Genomic DNA, 24,832 nt, shown 5'->3' on the forward strand with positions numbered 1-24,832 from the left:
CGCGGCAGTAAATCTCTTTGCGCCAGGGCTTCCCGCCCTTGCCCTTTCCCGGGCGCAACGCTAACATAACATCAATCAAAGGGAGTTGGACTCATGGCAGTAAAGTTGAAATTGACCCGCCTTGGCAGCAAGAAGCACCCCTTCTACCGTGTGGTGGCCGCTACCGACGAAACCCGCCGCGATGGCCGTCCGCTGGAATTCCTGGGCTACTACAACCCCATGGTCAATCCGGCTGAAGTGAAGCTTGACGCTGGCAAGATTCAGGAATGGCTGGGTCGCGGCGCTGAGCCCACCGACACAGTGCGCGCTCTGATCAAAGAGCACCTGGCCTAGTTTTCGGGCTTTTCTTTGCGGCGGCGCAAGGCCCACGGCAAATCTCTTTCAGGCAAGGCCTGAAGGAGAATTTTGCTGCGGGCTGTTCTTTGGGAAAGCTCAGGCAATATTTTTCCCGGTTCCAACGGACCGGCGGCGGCCTGCTTGCAGGCCCCGTTTGAGTCGTGGACGTGCATGCGCGCCCTGGCTCTCAGGCTGACCCCCCACTGGAGGTACTTATGAAAGCCCTGATAGAATACATTGCCCGGTCCCTGGTGGACAACCCCGAAGATGTGCAGGTCAGCGAGGTTGAAGGCGAACAGACCACGGTTCTTGAGCTCAAGGTCGCCAAAGAGGACCTTGGCAAGGTTATCGGCAAACAGGGGCGCACGGCGAGAGCCATGCGCACCATCCTGAGCGCCGCATCCATCAAGTGCAAAAAACGCACAGTGCTGGAAATTATGGAGTAGCGCCGCGTTTTTTCCCGCTCGTTGCCGCCTTGCGGCGGCAGTGAAGGGAAAAACCGGTTCCGCCTGTTGCACTGTCTGTCGGTGCGGCAACAATCAGCCAGCCGCTCTGCGGCAAAACTGGAAATATGACGGAATCCTGGATTCACATGGGTACGCTGGCGCGGCCCCACGGCATCAAAGGGGAGATCTGCATCGACTGGTATGCGGACTCCCCCTTGCTTTTGGGCATGCCTCTCTGGTTGCAGCGGGGCAAGGATGAACCCCGCAAGGTCAAAATAGCGGCGGTGCGTAGCCACAAGGAGCGCCCCCTGCTGCAGATCGAGGGGGTTGCCGACCGCACGGCGGCCGAGGCCCTGCGCGGCTGCCAGCTGCTCATGCGGCGCGAAGACCTGCCCGAAACCGATGACGACGAGATGTATCTGGAAGACCTGCTTGGCTGCGACGTGCTCTTGCCCGACGGCAGTCGCATAGGCAGGCTCGACCATTTTGAATACCCGGCTGACCTTGAAATGTGGGTCATCATGACCGACGACGACAAGGAAGTGCTCTTTCCCGCCCGGCCGGAGTTTATCGCGGGCTTTGACATGGACGGCCCTGCTGTGGTCATTGACCCGCCAGAGGGGCTGCTGGACATCTACCTTGCCGAGGGCAAGTAAGGCCCGGCTGACCTACAGGCCTGGCTGATCCGCCTGGCAGGTCCGTCTGGCTGGCCCACATGGCTGGTTAGGCCAGGCAACCACAAATTTTGCCCGCCCCTGGCGGCTGGCGAGACAGTACACGCGGTTTGCGCGCGTGGCGGATATGGGGAGAAGCTTTCAGCCGAAGGTTTCTCCCCTGAAACTATTGCGCGGTCCACTGGCGCAAACCGTCGCCGGTACAGACCGGAACAATCGCACAACAGACAGGACAAACCATGCCGGAATTGCCGGAAGTAGAAACCGTTGCCCGCACCCTGCTGCCTCATGTGCAGGGCTGCGTCATCACCGGGGCGCGGCTGCTGCGCGATTCGAGCCTGCATCCCCTGAGCTTGCGGCCAGAGGATTTGCAGGGCTGCGTCATTACCGGCGTGGGCAGGCGGGGCAAGCTGCTGCTGCTTGAGCTGGACGCCGCGCAGGCGGTGAATGAAGGCGTGCGGGGCGCGACCGGCCTGAGGCTGGCGGTGCATCTGCGCATGACTGGCAGGCTCATGACCCACGAGGCCCATGCCGAGCCGGGGCCGCACACGCGTTGCGTGTTTGCGCTGCAAAGCGCCGGGGGCGAGGCTCGCTGTCTGTTTTTTGATGATGTGCGGGCTTTTGGCGTGTTGCTGGCGGGTACGCCGCAAACCATGCAGCGTTGGGACTTCTGGCGCGAGCTTGGGCCAGAGCCGCTGGAACTGACCGAAGCGGCCTTCAGCGCCCGCCTCGACGGTAAAAATTCGGCCATCAAGGCCGTGTTGCTGGACCAGAAAGTGCTGGCGGGCGTGGGCAATATTTATGCGGACGAAAGCCTGTTTGCCGCAGGCATTGACCCGCGCCGCAAGGCGGCCTCCCTCTCGACGGCGCAGCGAGGCCGTCTGTTGCGCAGCCTCAAGGATGTCTTGCTGCTGTCCATCTCGCAGTGCGGCAGCTCCATACGCGATTACCGCGACGCCAACGGCAATGTGGGGGCGTTTCAGAACTGCTTTGCCGTGTACGGCAGGGGCGGGCAGGCCTGCCGCGCCTGCGGCCGCAGCCTGGAAAAATGCAAGGTGGCGGGCCGGGCCACTGTCTACTGCCCGCACTGCCAGAAGTAGTTTACTGTTCCTGCGGGGCATCCCGCCCCCGCACTATTCCTCCATGCACCATCCCCGACCTTTTCAGGGCGCGGGCCGTACGCGGATGCTGCGCCGCGCGGCGCGTCCCGCGTCGTCCACCACCCGTACCGTCACATCGCCCAGACCCGTCTGCCACAGCAGCGGCTCGCCCGGCGCGGTGCTGCCCACATAACTGTCATTGGCAAACCAGTAGAGCTCGCGCACGCCAGCCTCGGCATGGGCCATAAAGACCATGCTGTCGTTCTGCGCCTCCGCCGTACGGCGGTAGATCAGGCCGCTTTTGGGCTGAATAATGGCGGGCGGCTGGCCTGCAACCTTCTGCTCACGCCGGCACTGCTCTTCAAAGGGCGGCGGGGGCGGTTTGGGCATGCCCGCGCGGGCAAACATGCGGGCCAGATCGCTGGGCCAGAACTCCCATATGCGCTGCTCCGTGCGGCCCTCCTGCGGAATGCAGGCCCGCAGGCCGCTGGCTTTGTCGATGAGTATGGGCCGAAATACGCCCGACGGGGCCACCGGCGAAACACCGGGGATAAACCAGGCGAGCGTGGTTTCCGGGCACAGGGATGTATCAAGGTCGCCCGTTGCGGCGCACACGCGCATTTTTTCCACATTGAGGCCGGGGGCCGGATCGCGGAAGGGATCCGTCATGGGTTCTGCGGCCGTCAGCTCGCGGGCCATATCCATAAACAGCGGCGCTGCCACCATGCCGCCCACCAGTAGCGGATTGGCGGCATTGTTGAAATTGCCCACCCATACGGCCAGCACGTAGGGGCCAAACTGCCCCACGGCCCAGGCATCGCGAAAGCCGTTGGACGTGCCGGTTTTGAGGCGCACGGGCAGCACCACGCCGCCCTGCGAGCGCGCCATCCTGTCCGGGTCCTGCGCTTCAAGCATGGACAGCGTTACAAAGGCCGCCTCGGGCGTCAGCAGGGGCAGGGCAGGGGCCGAAGGGGCCTCGTCGGCAAGAAAGCGCAGGGGCCGCCACACTCCCTTGTTGGCCAGCATGGCGTACAGGCCCGCCAGTTCGCGCATGCTTACCTCAGCCCCTCCAAGCACCAGAGACAGCCCGTAGTGGTCGGCGCCGTCGGCAAATTCCACCCCGGCGCGGCGCAAAAATTCGTAGAGCGTGGGCCGGGTAAGCCTGGCCGTCAGCGTTATGGCGGGTACGTTGCGGCTGGCGCGCAGGGCTTCAGCGGCGGAAAGCGGGCCGCGAAATGCGCCGTCGTAGTTTTCCGGATCATAGCCGGCAAAACTGTGCGGCGTGTCGGCCAGCAGGGTTTGGGGATGGATGAGGCCCTGCTCCAGCGCGAGGGCGTAGATCATGGGCTTGAGGGTTGAGCCGGGCGACCGGCGCGCCCGCGTGCCGTCAACCTGGCCTTCGATGGCGCGGTTAAAAAAGTCGGCGGACCCTGCCAACGCGCGCACCTCCATGCTGGGCCAGTGCAGCAGCAGGGCGGCGCAGTTGGTGAGCCCGTAGGCGCTGTGGCGGGCGGCAAAGCGCGCCAGCTGGCGCTCCATGCGGCGTTGGGCGGTTGTGTCGAGGGTCGTGCGCAGGGTGTCCACGCCGGGGCGCTGCAAAAGTTCGGTGCTGAGATGGGGCGCGACAAAGGGCATGTCCTGCGGGCTGTAAACGCGCAGGGGGGCAGATTCCTTTTTGCCAAACCATGTTTCGTTGAGCCTGTGCACGGCCTGGGTAAAGGCCTTGTTGTCGGGGGCGGGCCTGCGCCGGGCAGGGTTTTGCGGCACAAGCATGAGGGCGGCACTCTCCGCCGGGGCCAGCTGGGCGGCGGTTTTGTGAAAATAGCACACCGCCGCCGCGCCCAGCCCTTCCACATTGCCGCCGTAGGGGGCCAGGTTGAAGTAGGCTTCGAGAATTTCTTGCTTGCTGTAGTGCCATTCAAGTTGCAGGGCCAGCAGCATCTGTTGCAGTTTGGCCCGCATCCTGCCGGTTTCAAGCCCGGCGGAGAGCCGCGCCACCTGCATGGTGATGGTCGAGCCGCCCATGCGGCGGCCGCCCGCGACAATACCGGCTGCGGCCCGGAAGAGCGAAAGGGGGTTGATGCCGGGGTGATGCCAGAAGTACCTGTCTTCGTACCGCAGCACGGTGTCCACCGCAGCCGGGGGAATATCGGCAAGACGGGTGCGGATGCGGTATTTTTGGTCGGCGGCAAGGCTCACGCGCATGATGCCGCCGCGTTTGTCCAGCACCATGCGCGAAAAGGGCACGCCTTCCAGCGGATGGGGGCAAGGGGCAAGAGCCAGCCAGACGAGCAGCGCCGCCAGCGGCAGGGCCGCAAGGCCAACAGCGGCAGCAACGCGCCGTCTGCGCCGCAGGGCGGCGCAGACGGCATGAATTGCAAGCAAGGCCCGGTTGCGCGCTAGCGGCAAGGCCAGACAAAGCCGGGCGAGAGGGCTATTCGACCGAGACATTTCCGCCGCCCGTGCGGGCGTTGACTGCCGGGTTGTACATGGCCTCCGCCGTGGCGGCGGGCAGCGCAAAGCGCCCGCGCGAGGCCGCCCGCACCTTGTAGGTAAAGGTTTGGCGGTCGCCGTTCAGGTCCACAAAGAAGATGCCCCTGTCCTCGCGGCGTTCGTAGCGCACCAATCCATCCTGCGGCTGGCTCTGGCCGGTCTTTTCCAGCACAGGCTCAAAGCCGCCGGGCAGCAGATCCACCAGCACCACGTTGCTGATCTCGCTGGCCGCCTGCACGGCCAGCTCAACCGTGATCACGTCGCCGAGTTTTGCCGTGGTCACGGCTTCGCCCCTGGAATCAACGTAACGCCGCTGCAGACTGATGCCGCTGGCGGATTCGCTCATGGGCGTACGGTCAAACCCCTCGGTTGTGGTCAGCAGACTGAGCAGGGGCTCGCCCTGCGGCATTTCCACCCGGTAGCGGGTGCAACCCGGCGCATCCAGCACCAGTGCGCCGCCAAGGGGCTGGGCCGGGGCCTCCGCCGGGGTAAAGCCCTGCGCATATTGCTGGCAGGTCAGCCGCAGGCTGTCTGTCTTGACGGCGGCGGCATCCCCCATGGCCAGCAGGGTTCTGGCTGCAAGGCCCATGTCCACAGTGGTGGCATCGGTGCTGAAGGCGCTGTCGAGCAGGTCGTCCATACGCAACTGTTTTTTCTTTTCGGGGAAGTGCCGCACCACCATGAGAGCATGCAGCGCCCTGGCGGCGCCGTTGCTCATGAAGCTGTCGTCGCAGCGGGCAATGGTTGCGGGCATACGCTGCTCGGCCCGGCGGCGCAGGCGCAGCATGTCAAAGCTGTCGGCAAGAAAGGCCGCGGCTATGTCGGTTTCCCACCCACGGGTATTGTCCTTGAGCCATTGCTCGAGGCGCTCCAGGTCCTGGGTCATGATGCGGCCATCGCGTTGCAGAATCCACGCCGCGTACAGTTTGACGCGGGCGTCGGCTATGTCGGTTGGCGAGCGGCCCACCATGGATTCGAGCGTATCAAGCAGATGCTGCGAGAGGCCCTCGGGCGTGACGGTTCCGCTGTCGCGCAGGGTGAGCAAAAAGTCAGCCGCGTAGGCGGTGACAAAGTCGTTGGCCGTGCTGCCGGGCCACAGGCTTACCCCTTCGTATTGGGTAAAGTTGCCCATGATGGCCGAGAGCGCGGCGCTGACAACCGCGTTGCCCTGCTTGAGCAGGGTCTCGGGGCTGAGGTTGGGGTTGCGCAGCACCTCGTGCCGCGCCTCGGGCGCGCCCAGCAGGGCCGCATAGGGCATGGCGCGGCTGATGAGCTGCTCTGTGCAGCCGTAAGGATATGTGTTGAGGCGGGCAAGCAGCGAGCGCAGGGCAAGCACGGGCATGGCCCCCGCGCTGGCCTGACCCTTGGCTTCGTAGGGGTACAGCGTGCGCTGCACGTCCACGGTCGCGGGCCCGCGCAGGGGGGTGACGGTCTCTGTGCGCAGCCAGGGTACTGGCGGACGGATGGAAACCGTCTGGGTGCGGACGACAGGTTTGTCCGCGCCGGGTTTTACCGCCCCGGTCTTGACATCCTTGGGTTCTTCAAGGCTAGCGGTAAAGCGCACCGCAGCCTCGCCCAGCGTATCCTGCGCCCGCATGCGGAAGTTGACGGTCGCCTCGCCGTTTTCGTCCACAGCGACGGTTTGCGGGGCGGGCTGCTGCACAAAGGCCAGCCCGCCGGAGGCGCTCTCCATACTCACGCGTATGCGCGTGCCGGGGCCGCTGCCCTCCACCGTATTGGCCACCACCAGCGCCCCGTCAAATTCGTCGCCGGGGGCTGCGGCCAGGGGCAGCAGAGGTTTGAGAATAAGCGTGCCGCGCACTTCCATGGATGCTTCGGTTCTGCCAGCCTGGGCATTACCCTGTTTGGGAACCGTGCTGCCCACGGCCATGATGCGTATTTTGCCGCTGGCGTATTGCGGTACGGTAAAGCGTACTTCCGTCCCGTTGGCGTCCACGGGCACGATTTCCTGCCACAGGGCAAAGGGCGGCTCGCCCCGGCGTTTGAAGGGGTTGAGAAAGCGCCCGCCGGGGCCGGACATGTCGCCGCCAAAACCGGGGATACGGCCCCGCAGGCGAGCATGGTCGGGCATGAGCAGGTCAAAGATCTGCATGGTTTCCACATCCAGCGCCCTGTCGCCCAGCAGGTCGCGCAGCGGATCTGGAGTGGTAAAGCCGGTGAGCTGCAGCACGCCTTCGTCCACGGCAAAGATCAGCGCCCGCCCCGGTACGCGGGAGGTCAGGCGCACCGTGACGGCATCGCCCGGCAGGGCGCGGGCTGGCGCGGTAAGGGCAAGGCCCATGTCGCGCTGGTCCATGCCCGACATGAACGGGGCCACGGCCACCACATGGGGTTTCATGTAAATAACGTCCGAATCCAGCGAGCGGGCGTATGACACGTTGACGTAGCCGCGCCCCTGAAAATCGTCGGGAATGCGTATCTCCTGCACGCTTTCGCCTGCCTGGGCCGTAAACCATGCCTGCGTCAGGACGTTCTCGCGCTCGATGGTGATGAGGCCCGCGCCCGCATAGGGGGTGGAAAGGCGCATCTTGATGGTTTCGCCGGGGGCGTACTGCTGTTTTTCAAGCTTGAGGCGCAGATCGCCCCTGGCCAGCGATTCGGCGGAGAGAGCCGAAGGCTGGGCCAGCCGGTTGCCCGCCACGGTATAGGGAATAATCGCCAGCACGGCTCCGTCGGGCTGCCGCACGGTAAGCAGAAAATCACCGGCGTCGGTCGTGGGCAGCGGCAGGGAGAGACCCTGCGCGCCAAGATCAAGGCTTGTGCGGGCCAGCTCCGTATCCACGGGCGTGGCGTCGTAGCGGTATTCGCCGCGCGAGTCGGTGACCAGGCTGTTGACGTAGCGCCGGGCGGAGAACACGGCTTCGGCCGTGGACAGCGTGACGGGCGCAAGGTCGTTGTTCAGCACCAGCAGGTGCAACGATGCCCTGGCGTTTTGCGGGATGTAGTCGAGGTTGTTGACCTCGCCCTCGGGCTTGTAGCCAAGGGCCATCGTCAGCGGCGAAAACAGCGCGTCAAGCTGGCGCGTCACGGCTCTGCCGCCCGCGGGTTCAAAGCCTTCGATCTGCACGGCCCCGCGCAGCGTGCCTGCCTGCAGCCTGCCCAGCGGCAGCGCAAACGAGGCTATGCCCTTGCTGTCGGTAAAGGCGGCGGGCAGGTCCTGCGACTGGCCTTCGCCCTCAAATCCCGCAGGTTCGTAAAAAGTGTAGTCTTCAAATCCCGCAAAGTGCAGGCGGCTTTTTTCCGTGCGCAGGGTCGCCTGCACGCGGTGGTTGCCTGCCGGTTCGCCATACAGGTTGTCGAGCCGCGCCTGGGCCACCACAGCCGGGGCGTCCTGCCCTGTGCGTATCCAGCCCTTGGGTGCGGCGGGGCTGAAGGAGGCCGCGAGGGCCAGCGTATCGGGCTGAAATTCCTCCACGCGCACGCGGGCGTTGCCCAGCACGGGCGAAGCGCCGGAGCGGGCGTTGCCGCCGGGCAGGCGCACGTCAAGCTGGTATGAACCTACGGGCGCGTCGACAGGGCAAGACCAGTCAAAGGAATTGAGCCCGTCGTCGCCCACGGTGAAGGCCCGGCGCATGACCTCCGCGCCGGTGGGGCTGACCAGCACGGCCTCAAGCGGCAGACCGGCGGGCATGGGCTGCCAGTCAAAGCGCCGTACAATGCAGCCAAAGTGCAGGGTTTCGCCCGGCAGATAGATGCCGCGCTGGCTGAAAACCGAGGAGCTGAGGCCGTCGGCTGAGGTGTGGCGGCCAGAAATGGCAAAGTTGCTGTAATCCACCATGCGGGCGGCGTCGTCGAGCGAAAGCCACGCCAGATCCTGCGGGGCTGCATCCTTGCCAGCCTCGGCGGTTTTACCTGCGGCGGGGGCCAGGGCCACCACGGCCACGGGGCGTTTTTCGCGTTCAAGGCCGTTGGCGGGCGGCAGATCGGCGCGGCCCTGGGCGTTGGTGACGGCGCTTTGCAGCGGCAGGCCGTTTGCGCCCAGCAGGCGCACCTCGGCGCCCTGTACGGGCTTGCCCGTGCCAAGGTGCTGCACAAAAACCGTGCGCGCGCCGTCGCCGGCCGTTTTAACGGTCAGGCCCATATCTGTAATCAGCAGCATGCGCGAGGCATAGGCAACGGATTTGTCTCCGTCGTAGCCGGTCAGCTCCATACGCATGAGGCCGTGCATGGGCTCCTTGCCGCCGCGCAGCAGCGGGGCCAGATCCAGCACGGGAAAGGCCGACGTGCCGGGCTGCTCCTTGCGTACCTCCAGTCGGCCCTCCACAGCGTCGCTCATGACGTCCATGTCTGTGGGAGGCGTTTGAAAGCCAGATTCCCTGGCCGCGAGGGCAAGAAAAGGATCGCGTACGCGTTCGGCCCGCCAGACCACGGATGTGAGGCCGGTGGCGTAAATATCCAGTTTTTTTTGCCCGCTCAGGGTCAGCACGTTGCCGGGCTGCAAAAAGTCCACTTCCCTGCCCAGCGAGGGCACGGTCATGATAAAACGGCGTACCTGCGCCGTCTGCGGCCCGGCGGTGGAGGGCAGGCCCTTGTCCACGGCGGCCAGCAGACCCCGGCCAGACTCGGCGGGGATGCGCAGCAGAAGCCGGTCGGCTGGTTCGTCGGCGGCCTGCATAAGCTCCGGCTTGAGGCGCGTGCCGTTTTTGACATCCTCGGCGCTGACGGCGGGCATCTTGGACCAGTCGGCGTCTTTGCCCGCCTCGGCGGTGAGCTTGCGGGGCAACTGGATAAGTTCAAGCTTGCGCAGCAGTTCGGTGGGCAGCACACGCAGGGATGTCTTGACCTCCAGCTGAAATTTTTTGTCCAGCTTGTCGTCGTACACGGGGCTGATGGTGATTTTGACCACATCCATCAGGCGGGCGCGGCCAGTGATGGAAAACATGGCTTCCACATTCTGCGGAGCTTTGGCGTCCTTTTTGGGCGCGGCAACCACGCACTTGCCCGAAGCTTCGGTAAAGGCGGGCAGGCCCTTGATGCTGATGCGCGCTGCGGCGTTGTTTTCCGGCAGGGCCGTAACGGGTGCGGTAACCACCACCTCGTCGCGGCGCTCGTTCCACACCAGACGGGGCTCGCCCAGAGCCAGCCCGCTCTTGGGGTCGCTGGGGGCAATGGATATGCGGCCATCCATGTCTTGCGCGGCCACCGGCCAGAGAAAGCGCAAGGGCACTGATACGGCGTGCGCGCCCTTGGGCGAGGGGTCGATCCAAAATGTCTCTTTGCCCACGCGTACTGCCTGGGGCTGCGTGGCGTACACCGCCTGCCGCTTGAGCGAAAAACGCCCCGGCAGGGCCATTTTTTCGAGCGAGATGGCGTAACGCGTGTCAGGAGCGAGGCGCTCCTTGGGCGTAAACTCCATGGTAGCATCGTCCATCCAGCGCCATACGCCAGCCACCGGCGGGGTCATGCGCACGCCTTCCACCACGCGGCCCTCCTCCCCGGCAGGGGCGGAGGCGCACTGGCGCGACCAGTCCGCGCCGTATTCCTTTTTGCAGCGGGCTTCATCCACCTGAAAGGTTATGGAAAACCCCTCGCGGCGCAGCCAGTTGTCTTCCTGGGGCGAGCTGGGCGCAGCCACCCTGTAGGCTGGCCCGGCCATGGCGGGGGCCGCGTACAGAAAAACAGCCAGAACGGTAAGCAGGAAGCGCAGTTGCGTAGACGGCATGATTCCTCCGCGGTGCGGTGAAAGGGCAGTGTCGGACACCCCGGCATTGGTGCCGGTACGCTGCAAAACACGTGGGAATATGGGCTGATAAGCGGAAGGGCAGCCAGCGCTGGGCGGTGACAAGCCTTTAGGCTATGAATGCCGGATTCGGCAGTATTTGTCTACGGCAGGGACCCGGCGAGCGGCAAACTGGTGCAGGCGGGGAGCAACGCGGGGGATTAGTGCCAGCTTGCGCCGGGGGGAGGCGCAAACCGTAAAAGAAAGAGAGCAAAAGCTGGCCGCTGCTGGCAGGCAAAGCCCGCAGGACGGCTAATGGGGCGCTTTGGGGCAGGCCCGGTCAGCGAGATTGTCGGCATTGAGCCACATGTGACGGATGATGCCGTCCACAAGGCCAATCTTGGGGATGACCATCTGCTTTGCGCCCGACATGTCCACAACGCCCAAAAATATGTCCAGCGCAGGTACGATGACGTCTGCTCTGTAGGCGTTGAGGCCGTATTTTTCCATGCGTTCTTCAAGCGCAAGGCCCAGCAGGTCTTTGTAGAGGGCGCGCAGCTCGGGCGCGCCCACGGGCTTGCCGTCGCGTTTTTCGAGCAGCTTTGAAACCTTGTTGATATTGCCGCCCGAGGCGATGACGCATTCCGGCGCGTAGGTCTGGCCCAATCTGCGCATCTCGGTGCGAAACCGTTCTTTTTCTGCGGGGTCTACGGCATTGGCGAGGATGCGCACCGTGCCGAGCTGAAATGAAAAAGCCTCTTGCAGTTTGCCGTCGCGCAGGGCCACAACCTCTGTGCTGCCCCCGCCCACATCCACGTACAGGGCGCTGTTTACATCGGTATATCTTGCGAGGGCGTTGGCGTTAAAGAGAATCTGCGCTTCTTCAAGCCCGGTGATGATATCGATGCGCAGGCCTGTTTTTTCGCGCACCAGATTCATGATGTCCTGTCCGTTGGCGGCATCGCGCATGGCGCTGGTGGCGCATATGCGGTAGTGGTCCACCCCGTAGGCCCGCATGATGTGGGCAACGCCTGTCATGGCGTCGAGAAAGGCGGTCTGCTTTTGCTCAGAGATTGCCCCGTAGAGAAAAACATCTGTGCCCAGACGGATGGGAATGCGAAGATAGGCGTTTTTTTTGACGGGCTTGTCCGGGGTCAGCTCTTCAACATTGCTGATGAGAAAGCGGATGGCGTTTGAGCCCACATCAACGGCGGCAAGCATGCTGGGTTTCACTCTGTCTCCTCATGCGGCAGTTGGTGAAATTGCCTGGCGGTAATAACGGCGCGCGTTCAGGCGCCATTCAGCAACCCTACACCAAGACCGCGTGAATATACACTGATTTTTGCGGGAGGGGACAGCAAAAAACCTGCGCCCCAGGGCGGCTATATTCGCGGGCAGCGCTACGGTTCCGCAACCTGCGCCGCCTGGGCCTGCGCCTTCGGCAGGGCTTTGGGGGCCGAGGGGCGCTTTCTTTTGACCGGCTTGGGCTTTGGCTCGGCTGCCGCCTGGGCCTGTATGCCCTGCAAAGCCTTGCGGCTGTAGTAGTCGTGCAGCACTGTCTGCGAGCGGCAGGGAACCGCAGATTCGCCCTTGCTGTACCTGTTGGCGCCCGAACCGTCGAGTATGCGGGCCTTGACGTTGTCGGCCCACTGGATGTCAAAAATATCCCGCAGGGTCTGCCGTATGGCCGGACAATGGATGGGAGCGGCCACCTCAAGCCTGCGGTCGAGGTTGCGGGGCATCCAGTCGGCGCTTGAAATATAGGCCAGCTCGTTGCCGCCGTTGCAAAACAGCATGATGCGCGCATGCTCAAGAAATTTATCCACAATGCTGATGGCGCGGATATTTTCGCTGAGCCCCTGCACCTGCGGGTTGAGGCAGCAGGCGCTGCGCACGATAAGCCGTATGTCCACCCCGGCCTTGCTGGCCCGGTAGAGCAGCCGGATCATGGATTCGTCGGTCAGGCTGTTGAGCTTGGCGTGGATAAAGGCCTTTTTGCCCGCGCGGGCGTTGCGTATCTCACGCTCGATGCAGTGGGTAAAAAAGGACCGCATGCACTGGGGCGCAGCCACCAGCTCGCGGCACGAAACAGGCTTGTGCGAGGCATTGAGAAAATTGAAAATGGTGCGCGCGTCTTCGGCGCAACCGGGGTTTGCGGTCAGCAGCCCCATGTCGCTGTAAAGTCTGGCGGTGTCCTCGTTAAAGTTGCCGGTTCCTATGTAGACGTAGCCCGCTTTTTTGCCGCCGTCGGCCCGCTCCACGAGTATCAGCTTGCTGTGCACCTTGAGGTCCTTGAGCCCGTGGATAACGCGCACGCCGCCCTGGTGCAGCATGTCGATGCTTTTGACGTTGCGCTCCTCGTCAAAACGGGCCATCAGCTCTACGCAGGCGGTGACGTTTTTGCCGTTTTGCGCGGCGTTGATCAGGGCGTTGATGATGCGCGAGTGGTCAGCCGTGCGATACAGGGTTATGGAAATATCCGTAACCTTGGGGTCGATGGCCGCCTCGCACAAAAATTCCACCACGTGGTTGAAGGTGTGGTAGGGAAAGTGCAGCAAAATATCCTTGGTGCGCACGACCTTGAGTATGCTGGAAAAAGGCTTGATGTCCGGGTGCTGCAGGGCGGGCATGACGGCGTTTTCGAGGTCGGGACGCACGCGTGGAAAATTCATGAGGCTGCGCATCATGTGGTAGCGCGCGCCGGGGTCAAGCTCGCCCGGTTTGAGGTTGAGCTTTGAGGCAAGCAAAAACAGCAGATCCTCGGGCATGGCCCTGTCGTAGATGAGGCGCACAGGGCGGCCGCGCAGGCGGTGCTCCAGGCCTTCTTCCATTTTTTCGATCAGGCTTTTGGACACGTCGTCGTCGAGGCTCAGCTCCGCGTCGCGCATGACCTTGAAGGTATAGGCCGTTATGCGGTCGTAATTGAACATGAAAAAAATGTTGTTCAGGCACAGCCTGATAATGTCGTCCACAAAAATGATGTCGTGACAGCCGGGCGACGAGGGCATTTTTACAAAGCGCGGGCAGGCCGCGTTGACGGGGATGCGCAGCACGGCGTAGCGGCATTTGCCGGGCGCGGCGGTGGATTCCATCTTGACGGCATGGTATATCTGGCTGTCCTGCAAAAAAGGCAGTCTGGCGGATTTGTTGAGAATCAGCGGCACAAGCTGCGGGTAGACCACATCGCCGAAATACCCCCGGCAAAACGCATCCTGCCCCTCGCTGAGCTGGGTTTCGTCGCGCACGCGTATGCCCTCGTGCTCCAGGGCGTCCAGCACTTCCTCGTAGGTTTCGCGAAAGGCCCTCTGCGCGGCGGCGGCCTTGTCGTTGACGCGCTGCAGCGCCTCGTCCGGCGTCAGGCCGCCCATGAGCAGCGGCTTGATTCTGCTTTTTGAGCGGGTAAGGCGCACCAGCGAAGCCACGCGAACCTTGATGAACTCATCCTGATTGCTGGAAAAAATACCGAGAAAGCGCAGCCGCTGGACGAGCGGGGTGGAATGGTCGCGGGCTTCCTGCAAGATGCGCTCGTTGAAGCTGAGCCAGCTCAGTTCCCTGTTATTCATAATAGCCGAAGGCTTCATGGTGTGCTCCCAATGGCATGTACGTGAGGCCGCAGGGCAATAATTGCCAATGCTTACAGTTGATATGTAAAATGTAATTGTTACAGTTATGTGCCGTGGCGCAGCCTTTGCGCCCCTGCGTGGCCGGGTATGCGGCAGAAGTGCGCCCTGAAATGAGCCCTGAAATGCGGCAGATATGGGGCAGACATGCCGCACGGCAGCGGCTGACAGCGCAAAAAAAAGGGCGTCCGCCTTGCACAAGCGGACGCCCTGACAGGCAAAAGAGGTGCGGGCCTAGCCGCGCTTCATGTCGGCCACAAGGTTGCCGAGGTTTTTGGTTTGCTCGGCAAGGTCGGCCACAGCGCCTGAGGCGGCGTTCATGGCGTGCGCGGTCTGCTCGGCCCGGTCGTTGACCTCGACGATGGACTTGTTGATCTCTTCGCTGGTGGCGGACTGTTCCTCGCTGGCCGTGGCAATGGCCCTCACCTGGTCGGCTGTGGAGAGGGCGTTGTTGACGATTTCGCGCAGGGCTTCGCCGGATTTGTTGGCAAATGTCGTGGCTGTTTCAACCTGCTCGAGCGCGTTGTCCATGCTGCCCACGCTCTTGGCCGTGCTCTGCTGGATGGCCGTGATGGCGTTGCCCACGTCGTTGGTGGACGCCATGGTTTTTTCGGCCAGTTTGCGCACTTCGTCGGCCACCACGGCAAAACCGCGCCCGGCCTCGCCAGCGCGCGCGGCCTCAATGGCGGCATTGAGGGCCAGCAGGTTGGTCTGGTCTGCTATGTCCGAAATGACGTTCATGATGCGGCTGATTGCCTGGGCATGCTCATTGAGCGTGCCCATGTCGTCCTTGAGCGCCAGAGAGACGGAGTGTACGCGGCCGATGCTCTCCAGGGCCTGCCGCACAATTTTTTCGCCGTTTTCGGCATTGGCCCTGGTCTGGTCGGACATGCCCGAGGTGGCGGAAGCGTTGCTTGCCACTTCGCGCACGGTGGCGTTCATCTGGTTCATGGCGGTGGCGGCGTCGCCCAGCCGCAGGGCGGACTCGCCCGAAAGGTGGTTGGCCTGACCTATGTGCGCCTCAAGCTCGTTGGAGGCCGAGGCAATAACCTTGACCACCTCCTCAAGCTGTTCGGCGGCGGCGAGCATGCCTTCGCGGCGGGCGTTTTCTGCCTGCCGACGTGCTTCTTCGGCCTGCTCGGTGGCGGTTTTTGCCAGCGCGGCCTGATGCTGCGCTTCCTCGCCCTGCTGGCGCGAGGTGGTGATCATTTCCTGCAGGTTGCCGACCATGTTGAGCAGGGCGGCGTACAGCTCGGCCAGTTCGCCATAAAACAGCCGGGCGTCAAGGTTGACGTCAAGATCTCCGGTGGCGATCTTGTCGGCTTCCCTGACAATAAGGTTCAGGGGCCGATTGATGGAACGCGCAATGCCCCAGGCAATGCACAGCATGACCAGAGCCACGCTCAGGGATATGACCACGCTGGCGCGTATGGCCGAATTGGTTGCCGCAAAAATTTCATCCTCGGTCTGCAGCATGAGGATCTTCCAGCCGTGGGGCGTTGTGCGCACGCTGGCACGAACCTCCTGGCCGTTGACCTGCGTGCTTGCCGAGCCTTCTTTCATGCCGAACAGTCTGACCAGGCCTGGATCCTGAATATCTTTGCCGATGATTTTACCGGTCAGATTTTTGTCGCGCGGGTCGCAGAGGATGCGCCCCGTGTTTTCAAGCAGCATGAAGTAACCGGTTTTGCCAAAGTTGAGCTCGGTAAAGCGCTGGGAAAGACCGTTGAGCGACACGTCTATGCCAAGCACGCCCGTAAAGTCGCCCTTGCGCGAAAACATTTTGTGCGTGATGGCCACGACCAGCTCGCCGGTGATGGAAAGGTAGCTGTCGGCCAGACCGACCTTTTGCGCGGAGGCAGCGCGCTGCGTGTACCATGGGCGCTTGCTGGTATTGTACCCGGCGGGAACCTTGGTATTGTCGGCTGAAGTTGCGTAGCTGCCGTCGGTATAGCCGGCGTAGACTTCCACATAGTCTTCAGAGCCTTCGTCCAGGCGCACAAGAGGCTGCACGGTTTTAAACGCGTCTACCGAAAGATCGGCGCGTGAAAAAACATCGGCTTCCTTGGTGCTGGAAAAATTGGGAAAAAGCCCGACAGCTTCGGCAATGTAGGGCTCCTGGGCCAGAAGGGCCACATCGCGTTCCGCCCCGCTGATGAATGTTTCCACATAGTTGCTCATAAGCAGCAGCTGGGTGGAGGCATTGGCAAGGTAGCTTTCCTCCGCGTTGTCGCGCATGGTTTTGACCATGACCGGCAGGGTTCCTGCAGCCATGACGACAATGGTAAGAAGAAAACCAAGGATAACCCGCAGTCTGATAGTCATAATCGCTCCTGCGCAATCTAAAGATGGACGGGCGACGGTCTGGCGGACCCGACTCATAGCTGAGCTATCGGTCAGTTTTTCGGAAACTTAATATATGAAACACAAATGTAACCAGCTGACCATGTAGGGGGGAGGCGGCTTACATAAATAATTTGCATATCCCTTGCAAGCGTTGCCGCACGCCGATTGCAAGGGTCTCTTGCCTGCGTGCGCCACTGCATATACCTTTGGGCAAGATGCTGCATAGCCGGTTACGGCAGCTGCAGCCAGCGGCTCATGCCCTGCGCGGTTTGCCCCTGAGCTGGCGCGGCCTGCGGGGCTTGGCGGCGTAGTGTAGAAACAAGGTCGATACAGCAACTGGGTATCCAAAATAATATATCTGGAAGGTAGGCATGGGCGTAAAGAATTTTTGGAGCGCGTGCACGGTGTCGGGCATTGCACGCAGCGGCGAGGAGTTTTTAAAATTTGTCGGGCCGGGTCTGCTGGTGACAGTGGGCTTTATCGACCCCGGAAACTGGGCGGCCAATCTGGCGGCGGGGGCCGAATACGGCTACTCGCTGCTGTGGATGGTGACCCTGTCAACCCTCATGCTTATTGTACTGCAGCACAATGCCGCGCATCTGGGCATTGTGACAGGCAGGTGCATGGCCGAGGCCATAACCGAGTATTTTCCCTGCAGCATCGGGCGGCTGGTGCTGCTCTCCGCCTTTGGCGCTTCGGTCATGACCAGCATGGCCGAGATACTTGGCGGGGCCATTGCCCTACGCATGCTGTTTTCCATCCCCCTGCCCATTGGGGCTACCCTCACCGCTGTGCTGGCGGCAGGTCTGCTGCTGCTCAATTCGTACAACAAGGTGGAAAAGTGGATTATCGGCTTTGTATCGCTGATCGGTATCGCCTTTTTGTACGAATTGTGGCTTGTGCCCGCCGGGTGGGTTCCGCAGGCCGCCGTGGGCTGGGTTACACCCAGTTTTCCCCATGGCTCCATGCTGGTGATCATGAGCGTGCTGGGCGCGGTGGTGATGCCGCACAATCTTTTTTTGCATTCCGAGATCATTCAGAGTCGACAGTGGCACCTTGAGGGCGAAGCCTTTATCAAAAAAAGGCTTGATTACGAGTTTTTTGACACGCTGTTTGCCATGCTGGTGGGCTGGGCCATCAACAGCGCCATGATCATTCTTGCCGCTGCGGTTTTTTGGGTGGCGGGCCAGCAGGTCACCGAGCTGGAACAGGCCAGGGACCTGCTGCGCCCATTGCTGGGCGACGGTGCCTCCGGGGTTTTTGCCGTGGCCCTGCTGTTTGCGGGCGTGGCCTCCTCTGTCACCTCGGGCATGGCCGGGGGCATCATGACCTCTGGCATGGCTGGGGAACCCTACAATACCAAGGATAAACACAGTATCACGGGGATTGTGGGCTCGTTGGGCTGCGGCCTGGTGCTCATCTGGCTGACCAGCGATCCTTTCAAGGGGCTGTTGCTTTCGCAGATGGCGCTTTCGGTGCAGTTGCCCATCACCATGGTTTCGCTTGTGGCGCTGACCTCCTCCCCCAAGGTTATGGGCAAATACGCCAACGGCAAGGGCACAAAACTGCTGCTCTACGTGCTGACCGGCATTGTAACGGCGCTCAATCTTATGCTGCTTGCCAGCGCGCTTGGGTAGGCAACACTGTTTTGCGGGTGAACAATATTGTGTCGTAGTACAATATTGTTCACCCATGCGGCGTGCCTGTTCTGTAAAATATCTTTAAATCAAGCTTGTTATAAATGTTAACAGACGGCATGCTCTTTGCTGCTTCTTAACCGGCCCCCAAACTTTTTGCGGAAAGAGGCACTATGAAAAGGCTCGAGCATCTCATGCAGTCGTTGCAGCAGGCAGACGAAACCCCAGCCCCCGGCAAGGCGGATCTGCTGCTCTACGCTCCCTGCCCGGTCAAGCTGGTGGTCAAGGAGCGCATAGAAGCCATTGCGCAGACGCAAAGCCCTGCGCTGGCAACTCACATTCCCATGGGCTGCACCTCGGTGGACCCCTACGACCCCCTGTATATGGAGACGGATGTCGCCAGATTGCCTGCAGTTATTGCTTCCATCGGCTATGGCGACTTTTGGCGCGGCGAATTTGTGCGGCGTTTTGTGCGCACAGGCGTTTTTGAAAGCGTGCAGCCCCGGGTGCTCAACCCCCTGTATGCCGAGGCCGGTCTGGTCGACCCGGCGGGGGCCTATACCATCTACGGCGTGACTCCCTATATCTTTCTGGTGGATCATAAAAAGCTGGATGGTCTGCCCGCGCCCAAAAACTGGGCCGACCTGACCAACCCGCGCTACCGTGGGCAAATCGTCATGTGCGGCGACGGCGACGATATGGCCGACGCCGTGCTGCTCAACCAGTACAAGGACTATGGCGAGCCTGGCGTCACAGGGTTGGCCGCAAATATCAAAAGCTTCATGCACTCCTCGCGCATGGCAAAGGTATGCGGCAGCGCCGCGCCCGATGCCGGGGGCATATTCATTATCCCGCTGTTTTTTGCCGAGAGCACCAAACTGCCCGAACATGTGGAAGTCGTCTGGCCCGAGGACGGCGCAGCGGCAAGCCCCCTCTACCTGCTGGCCAAAAAGACGGAAAGACAGCGCCTGGCCCCGATGCTGGACTTTTTTGCCAACGGCTTTGGCGATATTGACAGCGCGGCCTGGTTTATCCCCATGGACGGCTCGCGTCCGTCGCGCCTGCCGCGCCACGCGCGTCTCAAATGGGTGGGCTGGGATTTTGTGGAAAACAACGACGTCAACAGCCTGCGCGACATCCTGGCCCTCAAGTTCCGCCGGTTGCAGGCGGGTGCGGCATGCGGCTCATAACCGTGGCGGGGCCGCCCTCGTGCGGTAAGACCTCGCTGGTGGTCAAGGCGGGCGCGAGCCTCAAAAGCCGTGGCGTCAGCTGTGCGGTCATCAAGTTTGACTGCCTGCAAAGCCGCGACGACGAGCTGTACGGGGCGGCGGGCATCCCCGTTTCCGTGGCGCTTTCCGGCGGCCTGTGCCCTGACCATTTTTTTGCCACCAACCTGGAAGAGGCCTTTGCCTGGGCTGTGGAAACCGGGGCGCACATCTGCATCATCGAAACCGCAGGCCTGTGCAACCGCTGCTCGCCGCATCTGCGCGGGGCTCTGGCCCTGTGCGTCATCGACAACCTTATGGGCATAGATGCGCCAGAAAAAATCGGCCCCATGCTGCGGCTGGCAGACGTGGTGGCTGTCACCAAGGGCGACCTGGTTTCGCAGGCCGAGCGCGAGGTGTACCGCTACCGCATCCGGCAGATGAACCAGCGGGCCGTGATCAGGCACGTGAACGGCCTGACCGGGCAGGGCTGCGCCGAGCTGGCCTCCATCATGGCCGTTGCGCCCGATATTGCCTCTGTAACCGACATGCGGCTGCGTTTTGCCATGCCTGCCGCCATCTGCTCGTATTGCCTGAGCGAAATGCGCATTGGCGCGCGTTACCAGAAGGGCAACGTTAAAAAGGCGGACTTTGGAGGCGGCCATGGAGCGTGAAAATATCGAGCTTGCCCTGAACAGCCTGAGCCTGACCCCAGGGCGCGACAAGAGGGGCCAGCCGGAAAAAATGCAGATACAATTTTGCCCCGGTGAAATTACGGCTCTGTTGGGCCCCACCGGTGCGGGCAAAAGCCGTTTTTTGGGAGATATCGAATCGCTGGCCGCTGGCGACACCCCCACAGGCCGTACCGTGCTGCTCAACGGCGTCGCGCCGGACGAGGATACGCGTTTTGACCTGCAGGGACGGCTGGTGGCCCAGCTGACCCAGAACATGAATTTTGTGCTTGATATGGGCGTGATGGATTTTTTGCGCGCGCATGCCCTGAGCCGCGAGGTGGCAGACCCGGAGGGCGCAGCGCTACGGGTCTTTGAGGCTGCCAACGAGCTTGCTGGCGAGCCATTTTATGCCCGTACCCAGCTCACCCAGCTTTCGGGCGGGCAATCGCGCGCCCTGATGATAGCCGATACGGCCCTGCTAAGCTGGTCGCCCGTGCTGCTCATCGACGAAATAGAAAACGCCGGGGTCGACAAGCGCAAGGCCCTTGAGCTGCTGCTGGCCTCGGACAAAATTATCGTCATGGCCACCCACGACCCTGTTCTGGCCCTGGCGGCGGACCGGCGGCTGGTGTTCAAGCGGGGGGCTGTGGCCGCAGTGCTGGCCCGCACCCCGGCGGAGGACGCCCTGCTGGCCCGGCTGGAAGCCATGGAACGCCAGTGGTCGGAGGTGCGCAACGCCCTGCGCGTCGGGGCGGATATGTCGCCCTGGGCGGACGGCTGGTGAGACTTTGGACGGGGCGCCAATGGCGCACAAACTGCTTTCGCCTGCAACAGGTCAGAATTGCAAAGGCAGAGGCCGTCCCCTGGGACGGCCTCTGCCTTTGCATATGCTGTGAAAACTCGTTTAGTTTTTTTCAAACATTTCTATCTGCGCGACCACCATACGCTTGAACACGGCGGCAATGCCGTCGGCATCCGCGCTGGGCGAGCCGGAACCGGCAAAAGCTTCGGCCACCTTTTGCGCATTGCTGACCATGGTGGAAAAGATCTGCGGGGTAACTCCTGCGGTCATGGCGCGCTGGTAGGTGGAATCCATGCTTTTTCCTTTCAGGCAGGCGGCTGCCTGCAATGGTTTGAGCCAGGGACAAGGGTAAAGGCCCTTCCCCGTAAAAAGCTGCGCTAACAGATGCGCGGCAGCTGCGCACCTTCCAGCATGCCCAGCAGGCGGCGGCCGCCTATGCTGGTCTGCAGCGCTACCTGCGCCTTGCCTTCGGCCACGGAGCCGATGCGCGCGGCCTCCTTGCCGTAGGGCGAGCGGCGCATGGCTGCAAGGGCCGCCTCGGCGTGGGCCTCGGGCACGATGCAGATGCACTTGCCTTCATTGGCCAGATACAGGGGGTCCATGCCAAGAAAGGAGCAGCCGTTGCGCACGGCCTCGTGCACGGGCACGCTGACCTCGTCAAGCACGATGGACACCTGCGACTGCTCGGCAATTTCGTTGAGGGTGGTTGCAAGGCCGCCGCGGGTGGGGTCGCGCAGCACGTGCACCTCGCCCACAGTGTTGATGATGTCTTCAATCATATGGTTGAGCGGGGCGGAGTCGGAGGCCACGTCGGTGAGAAACGAGAGCCCCTCGCGGCTGCCCATGACGGTGAGGCCGTGGTCGCCCATGGCCCCGCTGACCAGTACCGCGTCGCCGGGCCGGGCATTGTGCCCAGAAGGCGCGGGCGAGGCAAAAACCTGGCCTATGCCGGTGGTATTGATAAATATTTTGTCGCACGCGCCGCGCGGTACAACCTTGGTGTCGCCTGTCACAATGCTCACCCCGGCCTCGCGGGCGGCTGCGCCCATGTCGGCCACCACCCGCTCCAGGGTTTCGAGGGACAGGCCTTCTTCAAGAATAAAGCCGCAGCTCAGGTAGCGTGGGCGTGCGCCCAGCATGGCCACGTCGTTTACCGTGCCGTGCACGGCAAGGCTGCCGATGCTGCCGCCGGCAAAAAACAGCGGCGTGACCGTGTAGGAGTCGGTACTCATGGCCAGCGGCCCCGTGAGGTCGGTCAAAAGCGCCGCGTCGTCCATGCGTTCCAGCAGCGGATTGGCAAAATGGCGCATGAAGCACTGGGTAATGAGGCGCTGGGAGGCCCTGCCGCCGCTGCCCGCATCAAGAAGAAGGCAATCGTCCATTATCGCTCCGAATATTTGAAGTATGCGGCGCAGCTGCCCTCGGTGGAAACCATGCAGGGCCCCACCGGGTTTGCGGGCGTGCATTTTTTGCCAAAGAGCGGGCATTGCGGCGGGGTGATGCGCCCCTTGAGCACATCGCCGCAACGACAGCCGCGCAGGGGGGGAACGTCCGGCAGGGTGAGGTCAAGGCGCTTCATGGCGTCCATGCTCTCATATTCCGGGCGCAGGGTCAGGCCGCTCTGCGGTATGCAGCCGATGCCGCGCCACAGGGCGTCCGCCGGTTGAAAAAACTGCTCCAGCAGGGCGCGGGCGCGGGGGTTGCCCGTGTCGTCCACCGCGCGGGGGTAGGCGTTGACCACCGCAGGGGCCTTGTCGCGCATCTGCTCGGCCATAAGGCAGAGCGCCAGCAGAATATCGGCGGGCTGAAAGCCGCCCACAACGCCGGGAACGTGAAAATCGCGCGCCAGAAAGGCGTAAGGCTCCAGCCCGAGAATAGTGGAGACGTGCCCCGGCAGCAAAAAGGCCTCTACGCCGCACTGGCTGTCTTCAAGCAATATGCGCAGGGCGGGCGGCACAAGCTTGTGCAGCGAGAGCACGCAAAAGTTCTTCAGCTTGCGCTGCTGGGCGGTCAACAGTGTGGCCGCCACCGTGGGGGCCGTGGTCTCAAAGCCTATGCCCAGAAAAACCACCGTATCGCCGGGGTTGGCTGCGGCAAGGGCAAGGGCGTCCAGAGGCGAATAGACAATTTCTACCCGCGCGCCCTGCGCTTGGGCGTGCTTGAGGGTGAGGCCGCCGGGGCCGGGTACGCGCAAAAGGTCGCCAAAGGTGGCCACAATAACGCGGTCGCGCCCGGCAAGATCAAGAAAAGCCGCCACTTCGGCATCGTGGGTGACGCACACCGGGCAGCCGGGGCCGGAGAGATGGGTTACCGCAGCGGGCAGCAGCGAGCGCAGGCCGCTTTGAAAAATGGCGACGGTATGCGTACCGCACACTTCCATAAAGCGCATGCTGCGGTCATCAAGGGCACGGTTGAGGCGGTCCAGAAGACTGTGGCACAACTGCGGGTTCTGAAAGGCGGTTTCCAGCTGCATGGGCATTCCTTTTTTTGCAGCCCGCCTGGGGGCGGGCAAAACTGCTGCTGCATGTTAGGCTCAATGTCCGGGCCAGTTGGGCCAGTCAGGCCCCCGTTGGGCGCTTGCCGCATGGCGAAAGGCTTTTTACCGCTGCTGCGCATGAGCTGCATCATGCAGGAATAAAAAGCCTTTCTGCCGTGCCCTGAATGCAAAACGTTTCTATGCCAGCGGCGCGAGCATATCGAGGCCTGCGCCCACCGGCAGCCCGCACATGAGGTTGGCGTTGGCCATGGCCTGCCCCGAAGCTCCTCTGCACAGGTTGTCGATGGCCGAAATAATAATGAGCCGCCCTGTACGGGGGTCTACCACAAGGCCGAGGTCGCAGAACATGCTCCCGCGCACAAAACGCGTTTCGGGCAGCGAGCCCTTGGGCAGTATGCGTATCCAGGGGCTGTGCGCCCAGGTGCCCGTAAAGGCCTCGCGCACCTCGTCCAGGCTGGTCGCGGGGTTTTTGAGCTTGGTGTAAATAGTGGACAGGATGCCCCTGTTGGTGGGCAAAATGTGCGTGTTGAACGAAATGCGGATGTCATGCCCGGCCAGCAGCGACACTTCCTGCTCGATTTCGGGCGTATGGCGGTGCGTGGGCAGGCCGTACGCGCGGAAGTTGTCGGAGACCTCGCAAAACAGCGTGGGCACAACAGCCTTGCGCCCAGCCCCGGTGGCTCCTGATTTGGCGTCCACCACGATGTCGTCGGTGTAAACAAGGTCGTTCTTGATGGCGGCGTACAGCCCCAGAATCACCGACGTGGGGTAGCAGCCGGGGTTGGCGATCAGTTTGGCCTTGGCGACTTCAGCCGCGTACAGCTCGGGCAGGCCGTAAACGGCCTTGTGCAGCAGGTCGCTGCACACGTGCTCGCGCTTGTACCACGCGGCGTAGGTCTCGGGATCGCGCAGGCGAAAGTCCGCCGACAGGTCAACAACCTTGACCCCGGCGCGCAGCAGCGGCTCGGCCATGTCCATGGCTGTTCCCGCCGGTACGGCAAGAAAGACTATTTCGCACTGGCGGGCGGCTTCTTGCGGGTCAAAAACGCTGATAACCACATCCGCGCCGGGCAGGTGGTTGAGAAAAGGATAAAAATCGCCCAGCCGCTTGCCCGATTCGGCCCGCGAACAGGCCATGGCAAGGCGCATGCACGGGTGGCTGACTAGGAGCCGCGTCAGTTCCATGCCCGCGTAGCCGGTAATACCCACCAGACCCACATTGATTGTCTTCATGCCGCTGATCCTTTGAAACTGTATGGTCAATGGTAGTGACGGGGCCGCGCGGCGCATGGCGGTAATGCCGCGCCGGGCAGGGCCGCCCC

The 24,832-nt window shown here is 62.6% G+C and carries 17 protein-coding genes; 8 read left to right on the forward strand and 9 right to left on the reverse strand.

Annotated elements, in window-relative coordinates:
- Positions 1-93 precede the first annotated feature (93 nt).
- From rpsP to mutM, 4 genes are all read left to right on the forward strand, one after another.
- Positions 94-333 carry a 30S ribosomal protein S16 gene (gene rpsP, locus DDIC_RS03085; RefSeq protein WP_136399093.1) on the forward strand — a complete coding sequence of 80 codons (240 nt, stop codon included), beginning with the start codon at positions 94-96 and terminating at the stop codon, positions 331-333.
- 218 nt (positions 334-551) lie between these two features.
- Positions 552-782: a KH domain-containing protein gene (locus DDIC_RS03090; RefSeq protein WP_136399094.1), complete on the forward strand. Its 231-nt coding sequence runs from the start codon at positions 552-554 to the stop codon at positions 780-782.
- Positions 783-907: 125 nt separating this feature from the next.
- On the forward strand, positions 908-1,438 hold the full coding sequence (gene rimM, locus DDIC_RS03095; protein WP_247647532.1) for a ribosome maturation factor RimM: 531 nt from the start codon (positions 908-910) through the stop codon (positions 1,436-1,438).
- 257 nt (positions 1,439-1,695) lie between these two features.
- The gene (mutM, locus tag DDIC_RS03100) at positions 1,696-2,556 is read left to right on the forward strand and encodes a bifunctional DNA-formamidopyrimidine glycosylase/DNA-(apurinic or apyrimidinic site) lyase (protein WP_136399095.1); all 861 of its coding nucleotides are present in this window, start codon (positions 1,696-1,698) and stop codon (positions 2,554-2,556) included.
- 63 nt (positions 2,557-2,619) lie between these two features.
- Here the strand turns inward: mutM and pbpC are convergent, their stop codons facing one another.
- From pbpC to DDIC_RS03125, 5 genes are all read right to left on the reverse strand, one after another.
- Entirely contained in the window at positions 2,620-4,941 is a 2,322-nt protein-coding gene (gene pbpC, locus DDIC_RS03105; RefSeq protein ID WP_247647533.1) for a penicillin-binding protein 1C, read from the reverse strand.
- 49 nt (positions 4,942-4,990) lie between these two features.
- On the reverse strand, positions 4,991-10,732 hold the full coding sequence (locus DDIC_RS03110; protein ID WP_136399097.1) for an alpha-2-macroglobulin family protein: 5,742 nt from the start codon (positions 10,730-10,732) through the stop codon (positions 4,991-4,993).
- A 309-nt stretch (positions 10,733-11,041) separates the two neighbouring features.
- Positions 11,042-11,962, reverse strand: a complete 921-nt coding sequence (locus tag DDIC_RS03115; RefSeq protein WP_136399098.1) for a hypothetical protein — start codon at positions 11,960-11,962, stop codon at positions 11,042-11,044.
- Positions 11,963-12,129: 167 nt separating this feature from the next.
- Positions 12,130-14,310: a polyphosphate kinase 1 gene (gene ppk1 / locus DDIC_RS03120; RefSeq protein WP_211088889.1), complete on the reverse strand. Its 2,181-nt coding sequence runs from the start codon at positions 14,308-14,310 to the stop codon at positions 12,130-12,132.
- Between the two features lie 273 nt (positions 14,311-14,583).
- Positions 14,584-16,674, reverse strand: coding sequence for a methyl-accepting chemotaxis protein (locus tag DDIC_RS03125; RefSeq protein ID WP_136399099.1), 2,091 nt, complete (start codon positions 16,672-16,674; stop codon positions 14,584-14,586).
- Positions 16,675-17,066: 392 nt separating this feature from the next.
- Between DDIC_RS03125 and DDIC_RS03130 the strand changes: the two genes are divergently transcribed.
- The 4 genes from DDIC_RS03130 (at position 17,067) to DDIC_RS03145 (ending at position 20,995) form a co-directional block, all read left to right on the forward strand.
- On the forward strand, positions 17,067-18,332 hold the full coding sequence (locus tag DDIC_RS03130; RefSeq protein ID WP_136399100.1) for an Nramp family divalent metal transporter: 1,266 nt from the start codon (positions 17,067-17,069) through the stop codon (positions 18,330-18,332).
- A gap of 173 nt (positions 18,333-18,505) precedes the next feature.
- Positions 18,506-19,522: an ABC transporter substrate-binding protein gene (locus DDIC_RS03135; RefSeq protein ID WP_136399101.1), complete on the forward strand. Its 1,017-nt coding sequence runs from the start codon at positions 18,506-18,508 to the stop codon at positions 19,520-19,522.
- A complete protein-coding gene (locus DDIC_RS03140; RefSeq protein ID WP_136399102.1) occupies positions 19,510-20,211 on the forward strand; it encodes a GTP-binding protein in 702 nt (233 codons plus the stop codon). Before DDIC_RS03135 ends, DDIC_RS03140 begins: the two co-directional genes overlap by 13 nt.
- Positions 20,201-20,995, forward strand: coding sequence for an ATP-binding cassette domain-containing protein (locus DDIC_RS03145; protein WP_136399103.1), 795 nt, complete (start codon positions 20,201-20,203; stop codon positions 20,993-20,995). The genes DDIC_RS03140 and DDIC_RS03145 overlap by 11 nt, the downstream gene beginning before the upstream one ends.
- A gap of 120 nt (positions 20,996-21,115) precedes the next feature.
- Here the strand turns inward: DDIC_RS03145 and DDIC_RS03150 are convergent, their stop codons facing one another.
- The 4 genes from DDIC_RS03150 to argC form a co-directional block, all read right to left on the reverse strand.
- On the reverse strand, positions 21,116-21,307 hold the full coding sequence (locus DDIC_RS03150; RefSeq protein WP_136399104.1) for a hypothetical protein: 192 nt from the start codon (positions 21,305-21,307) through the stop codon (positions 21,116-21,118).
- An 83-nt stretch (positions 21,308-21,390) separates the two neighbouring features.
- Entirely contained in the window at positions 21,391-22,395 is a 1,005-nt protein-coding gene (gene hypE, locus DDIC_RS03155; protein ID WP_136399105.1) for a hydrogenase expression/formation protein HypE, read from the reverse strand.
- The gene (hypD, locus tag DDIC_RS03160) at positions 22,395-23,486 is read right to left on the reverse strand and encodes a hydrogenase formation protein HypD (RefSeq protein ID WP_136399106.1); all 1,092 of its coding nucleotides are present in this window, start codon (positions 23,484-23,486) and stop codon (positions 22,395-22,397) included. The genes hypE and hypD overlap by 1 nt, the downstream gene beginning before the upstream one ends.
- Positions 23,487-23,687: 201 nt before the next feature.
- The gene (gene argC, locus DDIC_RS03165; RefSeq protein ID WP_136399107.1) at positions 23,688-24,743 is read right to left on the reverse strand and encodes an N-acetyl-gamma-glutamyl-phosphate reductase; all 1,056 of its coding nucleotides are present in this window, start codon (positions 24,741-24,743) and stop codon (positions 23,688-23,690) included.
- Positions 24,744-24,832 lie beyond the last annotated feature (89 nt).

This window comes from Desulfovibrio desulfuricans (assembly GCF_004801255.1).
Taxonomy (GTDB): domain Bacteria; phylum Desulfobacterota; class Desulfovibrionia; order Desulfovibrionales; family Desulfovibrionaceae; genus Desulfovibrio; species Desulfovibrio desulfuricans_C.

Coding starts and splice junctions, on each gene's coding strand:
- rimM (WP_247647532.1), top strand. CDS start 908: ATGACGGAATCCTGGATTCACATGGGTACGCTGGCGCGGCCCCACGGC.
- argC (WP_136399107.1), bottom strand. CDS start 24,743: ATGAAGACAATCAATGTGGGTCTGGTGGGTATTACCGGCTACGCGGGC.
- DDIC_RS03135 (WP_136399101.1), top strand. CDS start 18,506: ATGAAAAGGCTCGAGCATCTCATGCAGTCGTTGCAGCAGGCAGACGAA.
- DDIC_RS03145 (WP_136399103.1), top strand. CDS start 20,201: ATGGAGCGTGAAAATATCGAGCTTGCCCTGAACAGCCTGAGCCTGACC.
- hypE (WP_136399105.1), bottom strand. CDS start 22,395: ATGGACGATTGCCTTCTTCTTGATGCGGGCAGCGGCGGCAGGGCCTCC.
- DDIC_RS03090 (WP_136399094.1), top strand. CDS start 552: ATGAAAGCCCTGATAGAATACATTGCCCGGTCCCTGGTGGACAACCCC.
- DDIC_RS03140 (WP_136399102.1), top strand. CDS start 19,510: ATGCGGCTCATAACCGTGGCGGGGCCGCCCTCGTGCGGTAAGACCTCG.
- DDIC_RS03125 (WP_136399099.1), bottom strand. CDS start 16,674: ATGACTATCAGACTGCGGGTTATCCTTGGTTTTCTTCTTACCATTGTC.
- rpsP (WP_136399093.1), top strand. CDS start 94: ATGGCAGTAAAGTTGAAATTGACCCGCCTTGGCAGCAAGAAGCACCCC.
- hypD (WP_136399106.1), bottom strand. CDS start 23,486: ATGCAGCTGGAAACCGCCTTTCAGAACCCGCAGTTGTGCCACAGTCTT.
- DDIC_RS03150 (WP_136399104.1), bottom strand. CDS start 21,307: ATGGATTCCACCTACCAGCGCGCCATGACCGCAGGAGTTACCCCGCAG.
- ppk1 (WP_211088889.1), bottom strand. CDS start 14,310: ATGAAGCCTTCGGCTATTATGAATAACAGGGAACTGAGCTGGCTCAGC.
- DDIC_RS03130 (WP_136399100.1), top strand. CDS start 17,067: ATGGGCGTAAAGAATTTTTGGAGCGCGTGCACGGTGTCGGGCATTGCA.
- mutM (WP_136399095.1), top strand. CDS start 1,696: ATGCCGGAATTGCCGGAAGTAGAAACCGTTGCCCGCACCCTGCTGCCT.
- DDIC_RS03110 (WP_136399097.1), bottom strand. CDS start 10,732: ATGCCGTCTACGCAACTGCGCTTCCTGCTTACCGTTCTGGCTGTTTTT.